Annotated in this window: 5 protein-coding genes; all 5 read left to right on the forward strand. The window is 33.8% G+C overall.

What is annotated here, in order from left to right; translation table 11 throughout:
• Positions 1–15: 15 nt before the first annotated feature.
• Positions 16–10,716 carry an RHS repeat-associated core domain-containing protein gene (locus BM024_RS05185; protein ID WP_090678398.1) on the forward strand — a complete coding sequence of 3,567 codons (10,701 nt, stop codon included), beginning with the start codon at positions 16–18 and terminating at the stop codon, positions 10,714–10,716.
• A gap of 579 nt (positions 10,717–11,295) precedes the next feature.
• On the forward strand, positions 11,296–11,694 hold the full coding sequence (locus BM024_RS05190; RefSeq protein WP_090678399.1) for a hypothetical protein: 399 nt from the start codon (positions 11,296–11,298) through the stop codon (positions 11,692–11,694).
• Positions 11,695–12,432: 738 nt separating this feature from the next.
• Complete coding sequence (locus tag BM024_RS05200; protein ID WP_090678401.1) at positions 12,433–12,852, forward strand: GxxExxY protein; 420 nt, start codon at positions 12,433–12,435, stop codon at positions 12,850–12,852.
• A 15-nt stretch (positions 12,853–12,867) separates the two neighbouring features.
• Positions 12,868–13,623, forward strand: a complete 756-nt coding sequence (locus BM024_RS05205) for an RHS repeat domain-containing protein (protein WP_090678402.1) — start codon at positions 12,868–12,870, stop codon at positions 13,621–13,623.
• Between the two features lies 1 nt (position 13,624).
• Positions 13,625–14,302 (forward strand): hypothetical protein, encoded by a 678-nt coding sequence (locus BM024_RS05210; protein WP_143077722.1) that lies wholly within the window; start codon positions 13,625–13,627, stop codon positions 14,300–14,302.
• Positions 14,303–14,783 lie beyond the last annotated feature (481 nt).

Genomic DNA, 14,783 nt, shown 5'->3' on the forward strand with positions numbered 1-14,783 from the left:
TTACAATTATTTCATATGAAGTTTTTTAATACCTATAAAAAAGAGGTTTCCACTCTTTTAATGCTTGCGTTTTTTCATGGATTTGTCTTTGAAGCCATGGCTACTATCACCAGACAAACTCCACTTCACCCTTCACTGAATGTACCGTATTATGTGGATACCACTGTAGAGACTCAAGAAAACGATCTTAATCAGATAGAATCCAGTGTGCATTTGATAGATGAAGAGCAAGAAGCACTTTGGAGAGCAGAAGCAACAGGAACCACAAGAAAAGCAAGTCAGCAAAAAGCAGAGAAGGCACAAGCTGAAAAGGGAAGTTCAACGACGCTCTACCCGTCCGACATGACACATGGGGAAATAGGGAGAAGCGAACGCAATGTATTTGATGCGCCAGACGATAACTTGTTTAAAGTAGAAATCAAAGATGCTATAGACGTACATGCTAGTTATACCTTGACGTATGAAGTATACGGAATTGGAAATGCGGCAGGGGTTACCAAGAGTATCAATACCAATACGAGTACGGGAGGATTTTTTATAGAGAAAAACAAAGAATGGACTCGTGTTACCGAGTTTGTATCGCCTTACTCCCTTGGAAAAGGAGTGAATACCGTTTTGTTTACGAGTGATTTAAAGGCAGATTTGGGCTATTTGATTCGAAATCTACAAATAGAAAAAGAAGAAGGAGTTCAAACCGATTTGGTTTATATCAACGACGCGGTTAAAAAAACAGACGCTAATGAGGTGTATGTACAAGGAGTTTTAAACACGAACGATCCAGAACTACAACTTTTTATCGATGGCCGAGAGATAGCGATTTCAAACAGTGGTTTCGAAAAAATGGTAGCAGTAGATTTAGAAACTGCGAAAGAACTTTTTTTAGAAGTAAAAAAAGGAGATATCACTTTGGAAAAAAAGAGTGTAGCAGTTTCCAACATGACGGAAGTAAATCACAACAAAGCATTAGATAAGGCATTTGAGATAACTAACTATGAAGTGAATGTTCGAGAAGAACAGTATTATCAATTAGAAAACATTGCGATTACACTACCAGCGGAGAGTTATGCAGAAAACTTTAAACTCTCTATACAGGAATTAAGAGAAAGTGACTATGCACCCACGGGCATGGCGTTAAAGAATGTAACCAAAAACAAAGCAGCCTATCGATTTTTACCCGATGGAATAACGTTTGCAAAAGACGCTACAATTAAAATAAAGTACGACTTGACAAAGTTGCCAGCAGGATATAGCGCGAAGGACATACAAGTGTTTTATTTCGATACGAACCTAAAGCAATGGACTAAGGTAAAAGTATTAGATATACTAGAAGAAAGTGGAGAAGTAGTTGCTTCAACCAATCACTTTACGGACTATATAGCAGGGGTTATCCAAGAACCAGAAAGTCCAGAGGGCAATGCGTTTGCACCAACGACTATAAGTGGTATACAGGCAGCGAACCCAACGGAGAATATTTCTATGGTGAGTGTTCCTCAAATCAACGACAGAGGAGATGCATCGCTTAGTTTTCCATTGCAATTACCGGCAGCAAGGCAAGGAATGGTTCCTAGTTTATCGGTGAATTATAACAGTAGCTCCGACGAAGGAGACTTTGGTTTGGGTTGGAGTTTGTCTGTCCAATCAATTGAGGTAGACACTCGTTGGGGGGTACCTGCTTTTGATGCAACAAAGGAAACAGAGTCTTATTTGTTTAATGGAGAGGAGTTGTTATTGGTGAAACCTGATAAAACCCTTTATGCACCACATAAAGACCCTTTAATCAATAGAGTTTCAGGAGCGAAGTTTCAAAAAATGCAACATGATCCGAGTTTGGAAATTACGAGGAGTGGACTTAGTGGAGGATGGGTAGTAAAAGATAGTAAAACAGGATGGACAAATTATTTTGAGGGTGGTTCAAATGGAAAATGGTATTTATCGGAAGTTAGAGATTCTTTTGGGAATAAAATTGAGTACACTTATAGTGGCAGTAGTGGTAAAAAACCTGGATTAAGTCAAATAAAGTATAATCTTTATGAAGATGATAATTCTCAAGAAAGTATTTTTATAGTTGATATCATTAGAAAAACAAATATTGATAGTCCTTCTAAGCAAAGGATGGATGTTAAGATAAACAATAGAATAGGGAGTTCTGAAAAAAGTGTTGACTTAATTGATAAAATAAGAGTTGAATCCAGAATAAACGATTCAGATGTTTTCTTCTCTAAAAACTTCGCGGTTGAATATGAATTTAAATACAAAGAAGGAAAGTTTGGGAGAAGCTTGTTAAATAAAATCATTCAATTATCCTATAGTAATAGTGAGTTTCAAGGTTTTATATATCCTGTTCCTTCGAATATTGTTCCTGATAAGCAAGAATATATTTTTGATTATCATGACGATGTAGGAACAGGCGGTTTGTTTGAAACAACAGGTAAAACAATTAATACTTATAAAGATTATGAAACCAGTCATGAAAACCTAGGAGTTCATATTTCTGCCTTAGGTGGAGGAGAAGGAAAGTCGACGAGTTTCTCTGGAGGGGGGTCGTTTGGAGTAGTTATCCCAATTTTTCCAAATTCCTATCTACCTTTCAGTAGATCCGCTACTTTAGGGGGGAATATAGGAGGTGGAAATTCCAATTCAGAAACCAAGGTATTGATGGCAGATATTGATGGAGATGGATTGCCAGACAAGATATTTAAAGGAGGTGATGATTTCTACTATCGTAAAAATCTAGGAGGGTTATTTTCTTCGGAAGTATATACTATTAAAAAGCTACCAGGTTTGAGTTATTCTAAATCTAAAAGCAGTGATGAATCTGTTACATTGAATATATTGGCGGGTAGCGCTACGCAGTCATTTACTGAAAGTGTTTCAACTACTTCTACCTATACAGCGGATGTAAATGCGGATGGATTGTTGGATGTTGTAGTGAACGAACGCGTACATTTTGGATATATAGACCCTCAAACGAAACTGCCAACATTTAGTTTAGACAGTTCGATTACACCTGCTATAGTCATGAAGGAAGATGATGCGGCACCTGTATTAAATCCGATGCCTCAATTGGATATGGCGGATGGGTTAATGGATGTGGTTATGGTTTGGAGAGCACCGTCTCATGGACAAGTTAGAATTTCTGGTGTCGTAAATAAGCAACATATCGCTTTGCAAAGTGGTGTGAAGTTCTCTATTGAAAAATTGGAATATGCCGATATGGGAGAGGCAACTTTTATTTACGGACCACATTTAATGTTGTCTAGCAGCGATTCGCATGATCAAATTGTGAATGTTCGCAAAGGAGATGCTTTATTTTTTAGAGTACACTCCAATCAAATGCCTGTTCAGGAATTAGGTGTAACCTGGAATCCTAAGATAGAGTATTTAACCAATAACTTTCCTTCTGCATTGGGTTATCCTCAATATTCATCGTCTTATCAAGATAGTTTTATTATAGGTTCAAATTATGAACATACATTTAAACAAAACGGTAAGTATAGATTGGAATGGCCTACGTTTAATTTTACAACAGGAGAGCGAATTAATATAAAAATATCTTATTATAAAAAAGGGACTGATCCTAAGAACAATATACCTATTATTGGAAGCGATGTGGTTATTTACGAGAAGTTGAGCTTAATCAATGGAACTACCACTTTTTCATCTCCTAATATAGTTTTGGACATGAAGAATATCACTAATGATGGTAAGACCTTTCATTATGTTAAAGTAGAGGTATTGAGTGAATCAGAAGTGAATTGGAAAGATATTGATACAAATTTTAAACCTAAACTGACTTCATTAGGAATTCAAGATGATGTCATTCTGATTCCTTATTATTCTAACTATGGATATAACTATAGTGTTGGTCCTCCATCTAATTTTACTGGTTATGCAGCTAATCGAAAGATTTTAATAAAACATGATTTCTATTTTAGATTTTGTACCACTGAGCAATGTGATGATAGATATATATATCTAGTTGTAAAATATGAAGATGGTTCAGTAGCAACATTTAATAATGCCAATAATTATCCTATAACTTATGCTAAGTTTCGTTATAAAATTGCTGGTAATGGAGCAATTAAAAAGAGAGAGGTAATGGACTATCCTAATCAACAGTATAAAGATGTTGGAGCGACTAGTGAACACCTCTTGATAAATTTTGTTGGAAAAAAAGTGTTCTTTGAATACTACACACTTGATGATCATATTGGTGAACGTATAGGAGGGTATTTACATAGTCTTGAACCGACTTTAATACAATTAGTTGGAGAACCAGTAAAAGATTTCTATCAGGTTGGAGGGAATCAATACGGGTTGTATATACCTAATTCTTTTGTAGCTCATCCAAATAAAACATGGGGAGTTATGTATCGAAACTGGGGGCAATTTGCTTATAAAGGAGCTGCCCCTGGTGGAACTTATGAACCTATTAAAGGAGAGTATGTCGATATGGCTAATTTTAACTTTCACACAGTTTCAGGGAAATCTCGTGAGGATATATTAGGTGATCCAAATATGAGCTTAGATGATGTGGAGAATAATTTTGAGGATATTAAGAGTGTAGGAGGAAATGTTTCTAACTATTTTAGTATTCTAATGCCTAATAAAGAATTATATAGATGGGAGAGTCATGAACATTTATATGTGTCTAAAACAGCTATTAGTCCTTATTTGCGATTTTTAACGGATGAAATACCTGATTTAAAGCCGCCAACAGTTCCGGTTTTGAATTTTGGAGCTATTGGTATTACAAAACATTCAAAAGTTAAAAATAAAAGTTTTAATAAATCTATTGGTTTTCTAGTGGTAAATGTTGGAGATACTAAGACAGAAGGGAATAGTGACTTGTTGAATGAGTTTGTAGATATAAATGGAGATGGATTTCCAGACATCATTGGTTCAAAAACTCAGCTAACAGGAAGAAGAGGGGGATTGTCTAATAGAATTTTGAATGTTAACTTCAATACAAGTACACAGATTAATGGTTCAGGTTCTTTAGTTGGAGGAGGAAGTACTATTATTAAATCTAGTGCGTCAGACTCAGGAGGTAAGCTAAATCTTGTAGTTGGAAATCAGGCAAGTGGTTCCTTAAGTGGTAGTGCTTTTAATACCACGAATGAAACTTCTCGATTCTATGTGGATATCAATGGAGATGGATTGATAGATATAGTAGAACCAAACGGCTCAATACTAATGAATTACGGAGGGACCTTTACTACATATTCTGGTGGAGCATGGGGTGCTTTACAGAAACAAGCGTCTACAACCCAAACGAAAGGTGGAGGGGCAGGAGTTGGGTTTTCGGCTATATCCAATATGGATATCTCTTTAGGAGCTAGTGCTTCTCATAGTGTTTCGAAGGACAAGGTCACCTATATGGATTTAAACGGAGATGGGCTACCTGAAAAGATAGTAGATGGTTCTACTTACTTTATAAATTTGGGAACTCGTTTTGACACTACTGCTAATGCTTTGCCAGGTACTCAAACACAGAAATCTACTGAAGCTGGGGTAAATGGAAATGGTACTGTTTGTATTTATTTTACAGTACCGATTATTTTTACAGGACCTAAAATATGCGTATCAGTTGGTGGTAGTAGTGGAAGAAGTTATTCTAGTGAAGAGTCGAGATATATGGATTTTGATGCAGATGGAAATATAGATTATGTTACTTCGGAAAAGAACGAAAGCGTTACGGTTTTTCCTTCTCGTGTTAGACGTACCAATCTCTTGAAAAAAGTTACACAATCTACTGGGGCAACTATTGAGTTAGATTACAGTGTTACAAATCCTATTGACAAGAAACCAATCGGTGCTACTTATAAAATGCCTTACAAGAAATGGGCATTGACCAAAGTGACTGTTTATGATGGTTTTATTGGAGATGGTGAAAATTATACGAGATATGCTTACGAATATTTTAATGGATATAAGGATCGAAAAGAGCGCAGTTTCTTAGGATTTGGAGAAACTAGGTCTCATTTATTAGACAAGAATGGTGTTCCTTATCGCACAAATGTTACAGAATATTTGAACAATGATATGACCGATGCTCAGTTGTACAGACCGGGGATTAGCTCTGATTTGAAACAGTTTTTATACAAAAAAGGATTGACTAAAAGAACCTACACTTTAGACAGAACGAAGCGAATGTTGAATGAATCTTTATATACGTACAAGTTTTATGATAGTGCAAAAGTACTCGGAGATCTTAATACAACCACCAATTTGTCTAGTGAAGTGTCTGTATATACAGATAAACTATCTGTATTGCCATTGGTTACTTCTATTATAAATCGAGTAACAAGTTTTGATGAGGATGTTCAGAATAGTTCTTTGACTAAAGAAACAACTCAGAAGTTCAATTTATATGACAAATTCGGAAACGTAAAAAAATATCTAGATGTTAAGAGAGGGGTAACCGTAGATATGGAATATAACTATGGTATAAAAACCTTGCCAACGAGTCATCGAGTAAGTACAACATCAGGAAATCAAATGCTTCGAATGACAAAAGCAATATCTGATGATGGAATTCTAATTCATGAAATTAAAAAGTATATTACACCAACAAAATTTGCGACTTACAATTTTGAATATAATGAATTAGGAAATTTGACTAAAAAGATTTTCCCTGCGCAAAATGGGACAAGGTATTTTTATGAATATGAGTATGGACAATTCTATACATACAACACTGGTGATGATTTTAATGATTTTAATCATAGAAGAATAGCTCCCTCTACTATTCGGGATCCTTTTGGGAATGAGATGAAAATGATGTATAATGCTAGTGGATTACCAATTCGCGTTATGGATTTCTATGGAGAAGAAGTTACTTATAAATATGATCGAATAAATAGGCTTCTGGAAGTGAAAGGACCTTATGATTTAGAATGGACCATTCGAAATGAATTTGTAAGCAATCGCGTTGCTATCAGTAAACACAATTTGGGTCAAGGAAATGTGTTACACACCAGTATGATTAATGATGGATTAGGAAGAACATTACAAGTTAAGAAGGAAACATTACCTAGTGAGGATAGTCCTATGTGTGGGGGGCAGCTACCAGAGGTAAGACTGGCTGTTTCTGGTGATATTGTATATGATGAATTTGGAAGATCTATTGAAAATTATTTATCAGAAGAGGAATTAGCATGTCCGAATACAACACCTTTGGATGTGTTATTAAGAAATTACTATCAAGGACCTCGTACACCTGAAAAGCGAATTAATCGAATTTACGATCAAAATGACAGAGTCGTTGAAGAATTGGTTTTTGGAACGAATGCTAAAACGAAAACGAAATATGCATTTGGAAAGGACAGAAACGGACTGCAACAATTCACTCAGGAAATTACTTTGCCAGAAGGAAATAAAACTATTAGTTATACGAATGAATTGGGATTGACAACAAGTCAAAAGCAAGTGAGCAGTTCAGGTGATTTATGGACTTCGTATGTCTATGATCAAATTGGTCAAACTAAAGAAGTTAAGAATGCTTTAGAACAAAGCACTACTTATATTTACGACAACTTAGGAAGAGTTAGCCAAAAGTTTTTACCAGCTTCTGGAATAACAAATTTTACTTATGATGATTTAGGAAACATTACTAACAAAACAGATAGTAATGGGACTTCTATCAATTATAAATATGAGTTTAATCGACTAAAAGAAATAAACGAACCTACAATTCAAACAAAATTTTTCTATGATGTTAGGGGACATTTAGACAGAATGGAAGACTTGTCAGGAAGTCAAGAGTTTACTTATGGAAAATTAGGCGAGGTGATTGAAGAGTTTAAGACAGTTAATGATGCTAACGGTGTACCTAAATATTTTAGAACGAAATATAAATATGATTCGTGGGGGCGTATTTTAGAAATGGTTTATCCAGATAATGAACATCTATATTATATTTATAATCGAGTAGGACAACTGACTACAATTCAAAGTAATCATTTCAATTTTTATTTAGAGGATGTGAAATACACACATTTCGATCAACCTTATTATATGAAATATGGTAATGGAGTTGAAATGCATCAGGAATTCGATTTAACAGAACGATTACGTGCCGCCCAATTGAGTTCCCCTGATTTAGGAGTCCCTAATTTGATGCATGTTTTCTCGAGAAGTGTATATGGATTTGATAGAAATAATAATATTACAAGTCAGTCCAATGATTTTAGTCAGCATCAAAATATTGTTGTAGGTGGAACTTCGCAACGCGTACATCAATATGACGATTTTAATCGATTACAATATTCTCAAGGAACTTGGGATGGACGATATGAGAGTCATGATTATTCATTAGAAATGCATTACAATAAAGATCATTCAATTCAAGGAAAAATACAGACTCATTATTTTGTGGATAAATTTAGTGGACAAGGACAACATTCTGATAATTCATTAATTAGAAAGTATCAATATAGGGATGATTCTCGACTTGAAGGAATCGGAGGACATGATCATTTAGGGAATGAATTTAATGATAATTATGAGTATTATAATAATGGAAATTTGGCTAAAATAGATAGGCAAGTTATGCTACCTACAAATGGATATATGTTTCACAACAGAGAATTTCTATGGGATGCAAACAACAATATTACACAGATTCTTGATAGTGATGGACAAACGATCAATGAGTATGTATATGATGGAAAGGGAGAAAGAGTAGCTAAACGTTTACTAGTAACTGGTAGTTTAGTAGTTAACGGAGGAAGTCCACAAGTTGGAATGTATGGAACAGATGAAATGTTATATCCAAGTGGGAATATTTCATTTAGTGAGTATGTTTACACCAATCATATTTATGCGAATGGAAAGAGAGTAGCTTCTAGAATAGGAGATACTCCTACTGATCCAACTGATGCTTTTCATAGTCCTAGTTTTCAAACTGAAGATACTTCTCCACATGAAGGATTGATTCAGAATAGAGGAAGACAACGACAAGCGATGTCTAGCAGTAATACAGCAGGGGGAATTGTTCCTTTTGCAGTTTCGCCAGAAGCACTTTGTGAAACCCAAGTTAATTTGTTGTTGAATGTATTGTATAATTCACCAGAGAAAATTGATTGTAAAAATGATATTTTAGCAATTTTAACTAAGCATAGAACTTTTGGTTCACGTTGTGCAGAGTATTCTACTGGAAACCCGAAAACATGTTTAGTTTGGGAGTTGTATGTTACTGGTACAAATTATTGTGCTGCTTTAGAAGAAATCAATACACTAGTTTGTATTGAAAGAACGTCTGATGGCATGATTATCGATCATGAAACTGGTTATATTTATGATCCACTTACGGGATTACCATATGATCCTATTACAAGAGAACCTATCGATATGGGATTAGGGTCAGGAGGAGTTAAAAATCAATTGCAATTAGATTGTTATAACAAGTATTTAAAATTTATTGAATACTATAAGGATAAACCCAACAAGCCGGTAATGTATTTAGATCTATTAAAGTATTTAGATTGTTTGATAAGAACAAATGAACCATGTTATTATTATAACGGTGTTACCTTAAAAACAGATGAACATGGAGTTAGTTATTATGAAATTGATTGGTGTAGTATTACAGCAGATATGCCAGAGTTACCGGTAGAGCCAGAAGAACCTATAGTGATACCAGTTTTTCCAGATATAGTATTAACACCTGGAGTTAATGATACTTGGGTTGATAATCCTCCTGCTGATACGGATATAGTAAATATTCATCCGAAGCAGCAAATACCTGTTTGGTGGTATCATAGCGACCATTTAGGTAGTTCTTCGTATATTACAGACATATTAGGAAAGCCTGTACAGTATTACGAATACTTACCATTTGGGGAGATTATGGTACAACAAAGCACCAATAATATATTTGAAAACGTTTATAAATTCAACGGTAAAGAGTTAGATGAACAAACGGGTTACTATTATTATGGCGCACGTTATTATGATCCAGGAGCGAGTATATTTTTGAGTGTGGATCCGCTAGCGGAGAAGATGCCAAACTATAATCCATATGTTTATACTTTTAATAACCCGATTAATTTAACAGATCCAACGGGAATGGTTCCTGAAAAAGGAGATGGGCATTATTATGGAAGTGATGGCACAACATATCTCGGTACTGATGGTAAGAGTGATAATAAAGCTTATACATTAAACTCAGGAACTAAAGCAAACTTTAATAATAAATCAGTTAATTGGGGAGGGACATTGGATGAGAAACATTCAGCTGCTTTGAGAGCTAAGTCGACAGAGGGAGTGTTTGATACAAGTAAAGTCGATACAACGGTTTCTTCTATACAGAGAACAGGCTCAGGTTTTGACTTTAGTAGTATGGATGCTGATTTTATGAGTGCATTAAAATATGATGTACCACAAGGATTACAAAATGTAGGAGATGGAGTAGCATTATTTGGATATGGAGCGACATTGAGTGGAGTTGGTGCAGGACCTGGGATTCTTTTAGCAGGTATTGGTAACGGGATGTCATTTGTAGGTTCAGGAATGGAAGCAATTTCTAATGCAATTGATGGTAACTATGGGAAATCTGGTCAGGGAGCAGGTTTTATGGTTGCAGGAGAGTTACTTAATACGGGGTTAAATAAAGTTATTCCAGGACCTAAAATTGACTTAGGAAAGGAGATTATTAAGCAAGGAGCTGAGCTTAAATTAAAACTAATTGAAAATCAAGTTAAAGAAAATTAATGATGCAAATAATTTATTCACTATTATGCATATTAGGAGGAAGTGTGTATTTAATTTATTTAATTAAAAGGAAAAATAGAAGTACAAATTTATGGGATAAATCAATGGAATTAAAAGGATATTTAGGAGGATTAATATTTATTATTATAGGAATAATAATGTTGTATAGACACTTTTTTTAATATACTTCAATCTATTAACTTCTCGTTTCGAATGAAAATAAATTACTATTCTAATACTTGATTAAGTTAACAAACCAATCCCAACCCTCTTTAATGAGACCGTTGGGATTTATTATTTACAATAGTAAAAGAAACACAAACCACTACTGTAGTACATTTAAGTTATCGACTTTTAAAGGACGTAGTTTATAGGTTTGTGTTTCAAAAGGTAAATTACATAGATATACCATAACAAAGCAACAGTTACCATCTAAAAAAGGTTGTGGTCATTGAGTCGACTACTTTATATAGAAGTTTGATTTTAGTGATAATTGTGTTGTAGTAGCTGTTTTAAAACAGTTGTAGTATCGTCTGAACTGTGATTTATATGATGAATTGATTTTTATGATTTGAGTAGATGGTGAATAAGAGATTGTTTTCAATAGTCAGTGATGCCAATAACTATGCAAGTGTTGGAGCGACTGCTGCTGCGACTTCATCTAAATCAATTAAAGTATCAACAAAGCAAGTCGATATTGGAAAAGTAGGAAAAGGTTTTGGACAAGTTACTTTTTTAGCGGGTATAGCAATTGATTCTTATGGGGTTGCTACGGGAAAAACATCTGTAGCTAAGGCCGGTACTAATTTAGGAGTGGGGTTGTACGGAATGTATGTAAATCCATTTGTAGGTGCTTTATATGGGGGATTAGAAGCTTTCTACCCAGGAGGAACAGAAGGAGCAGTGTCTGATTATGGAGATACACAGACTATATACAGAGAACAAAGTAATGGAGCAGTATTTAAACCAGGATTATAAATGAAAATGTATTATTATTTATTTTATAGACTTTACAAGTTTTGGGAGAAGGCTCCTGCAAGATTTTGGAGTGATTTTAAATCAGGAATTTCTATAATCGCTTTAGAGGTTTGGTTATTATTTTCCTTGTTCAATTATTACTCTTTGATAAGAAACGAGAAACTAGATATTAGTTTTACTAGTCCCGTTATAATTTTTCCTTTAATTTTAATTTTTATAGTCAATTATTGGTTTTTTGTACATAATGATAAATGGAAATATTATGTTGTAGAGTTTGATAAAATCCCACGGAATAAAAATTTAATTGGAGGAATTGTTATATGGTTGATAATTGTGATAATAATAGTGAATTTCTTTGTGTCAGGTTATCTTGTGCAAAAGAATGTATTACATTTATACTAAACCTAAGCATCTTGTTTGTGTTTTGATTAATAAAGCCCTGCGATAAGCGGGGCTTTATCATTTTATAGCGTTGCAATATTTTTATTAAAGAAGTCTTTAAACTTTTTATTGGTCAGCATTTTGTCAATTAGTTTAAAGATGGTTTGCTTGTCGTCTTCCTCTAATTGTTGGATGAGTTGAATTTGTTCGGCAGTTACTATATCGTCTGAACTGTGATTTTTATGATGAAATGATTTTTGTGATTTGACAAGATGGTGCGTAAGAATCTCTTAATTTCTTATGTTTTTAGATGCTCTAAGAAAAGGATTAAGTATCTTAGATATAAGATAGTTTGTTATGATTGATGATACCTATAAATACTCGAATCTAACTTCTCAGATAATAGGGTGTGCTATGACGGTGCATACAGAACTAGGCAATGGTTTTCAAGAGGTTATTTATCAAAGAGCATTAGAAATAGAAATGCACGATAAGGGAATTGTGTTTAATCGGGAGCATGAAATGCCTATTTATTATAAACAACATTCTATTGGAACAAGACGGGTTGATTTTCTAGTTGGAGGTGTTGTTGCAGTTGAACTAAAGGCATTGAAGGAATTAGAAGATGTTCATTTAGCCCAAAGTATTAATTATCTAGAAGCTTATGATTTAGAAGTTGGTTTGCTCATTAATTTTGGAGGGAAATCTTTACAATTTAAAAGGGTTGTTAATAAATCACAAAAACAAAAAAATCAAGGTAATCCAACAATCAAATAAATCACAGTTCAGACAATTGGCGCACGTTATTATGATCCAGGAGCGAGTATATGGCTAAGTGTGGATCCGCTAGCGGAGAAGATGCCACAGTGGAATCCATATAGTTATACATTTAATAACCCTATTAACTTTACGGATCCAACAGGAATGGTTCCTGAAGGTAAGGAGGATTGGTTTGTTAATAAGAATACAGGCAACGTAGTGAAGGTTGGTGGAGTTAGTGATTTATCAACTTTAAGTAGTCAAGAAGTGAATAAGTTACAATTAGGAGATGTTAATGATTATAATAGACTTGGAAAAGATAATATGTTTGGAGATGTAGGATATCCAGGAGTTGAAGGAAGTTTGTCAGACCATAAAAACATAAGTATGAATTCAGAATCACAGAATTTTATGAGTCAGAATGGATATTATGTAGGAGAGAGTCTAATGATTCAAGAAAAAGAGATTACTTCGGGAGGACGTGTAGGGAATGAAAATTATTCACATACTGTGGGATCTATTAAACAATTAGAAAGTTTAGGCATTACTTACGCGCCTTTGGATAAATTTAATGAAAAAAGTGATATTCAAATGCAAAAATTTAAAGGGGATAATATATCTGTTACAACTGCTACTTATAATTATACAGTAGGTTTTCATAGCCCTACTACAGTTGTAAATCCTGTTTTTCAATCTAATAAAAAGGGGATGTCTAATAGTATTCCTCTTAATATTTTCAAAGGTATGGTTGAAGCATTTTCAGATTTAATTGGAGCAAAAAGAAAATAAAATGAAATATATATCACTAATTGTTTTAACGAGTTTATTTATTCAATGTAAAGGAAATATATTGAAGTTAAGAGAGGATAATAATGAATATAAGAATGAGTATTTAGCAAAATTCGATTCTGAATTTATAAATCATTTCCCTAATGAATTGGGTACCTCTCGATACACTTTACTAAGCTCTGAAAATACTAAAAGAGGATTTGTAGGTTTACTTTTGTATGAGTACGATATGAATATTGATAGTTTAATTGGTATTGAAAAAGGATTGAAGTCAAAGGCAGTTCGGAAGTATGATTCAAGTGATAATTGTTTGTTAGTTATCAATCGTTTTGATACAAATGAAACTTATGTTTATCCTAAATTAATAATTCTTCCTGATTCGGTTGAAGTTAATAGACCATGTTTTGAAGGACTTCTACCTATACCTAAGTTTTTTAATTATGAAAATGAAGTTTCAAATCCATCACAGAAAGCACTTAATAATAAACAAGATTATGAAACTATGTTGCCTGCTGGCTTTAATATTTATGTGTTAGAAGCAAAATCAGGAAATTATTTTGATAAATACGATTTGATACCTAATAGACAGATGCCAAATGGTTGGAAAAATGGATATTCAAAAGGTGTTGCAATAAGTTTAAACGACAAATCCATTGCATATTGGAGTATCGCATTTTAGTTTACTAATTTATCTTTTGTTTATTTCAATAGAATAAAAAACATCAACCAAACCAATCCCAACCCTCTTTATTGAGATCGTTGGGATTTGTTATTTATAGTAGTAAAAGAAACACAAACCACTGCTGTAGCACATTTAAGATATCGACTTTTAAAGGACGTAGTGGAATGTATTTCAAAAGGTAAATTACATTGATAAACCACAACAAAGCAACAGATATTTTAGTTGTTGGTTGTTCGTTTTTAGATGTTAGTAGAATTATAGTGGTCTTTTAGTTGCTAAAAGGTTGTGGTCGTTGAGTCGACTACTCTATATAGAAGTTTGTTTTTAGTGATAATTGTATTGTAGTAGCTGTTTTAAAAGTGTTGTAGTATCGTCTGAACTGTGATTTATATGATGAATTGATTTTTATGATTTGACAAGATGGTGAATAAGATTCTCTTACTTTACATGGTAATTTTAGACATTTTTAGATACTCTA

Source organism: Myroides guanonis (assembly GCF_900114085.1).
In the GTDB taxonomy this organism is placed as follows: domain Bacteria; phylum Bacteroidota; class Bacteroidia; order Flavobacteriales; family Flavobacteriaceae; genus Flavobacterium; species Flavobacterium guanonis.

Bases quoted from the DNA above. Each gene is read 5' to 3' on its own strand.
- BM024_RS05185 (WP_090678398.1), top strand. From the start codon at position 16: ATGAAGTTTTTTAATACCTATAAAAAAGAGGTTTCCACTCTTTTAATG.
- BM024_RS05190 (WP_090678399.1), top strand. From the start codon at position 11,296: ATGGTGAATAAGAGATTGTTTTCAATAGTCAGTGATGCCAATAACTAT.
- BM024_RS05200 (WP_090678401.1), top strand. From the start codon at position 12,433: ATGATTGATGATACCTATAAATACTCGAATCTAACTTCTCAGATAATA.
- BM024_RS05210 (WP_143077722.1), top strand. From the start codon at position 13,625: ATGAAATATATATCACTAATTGTTTTAACGAGTTTATTTATTCAATGT.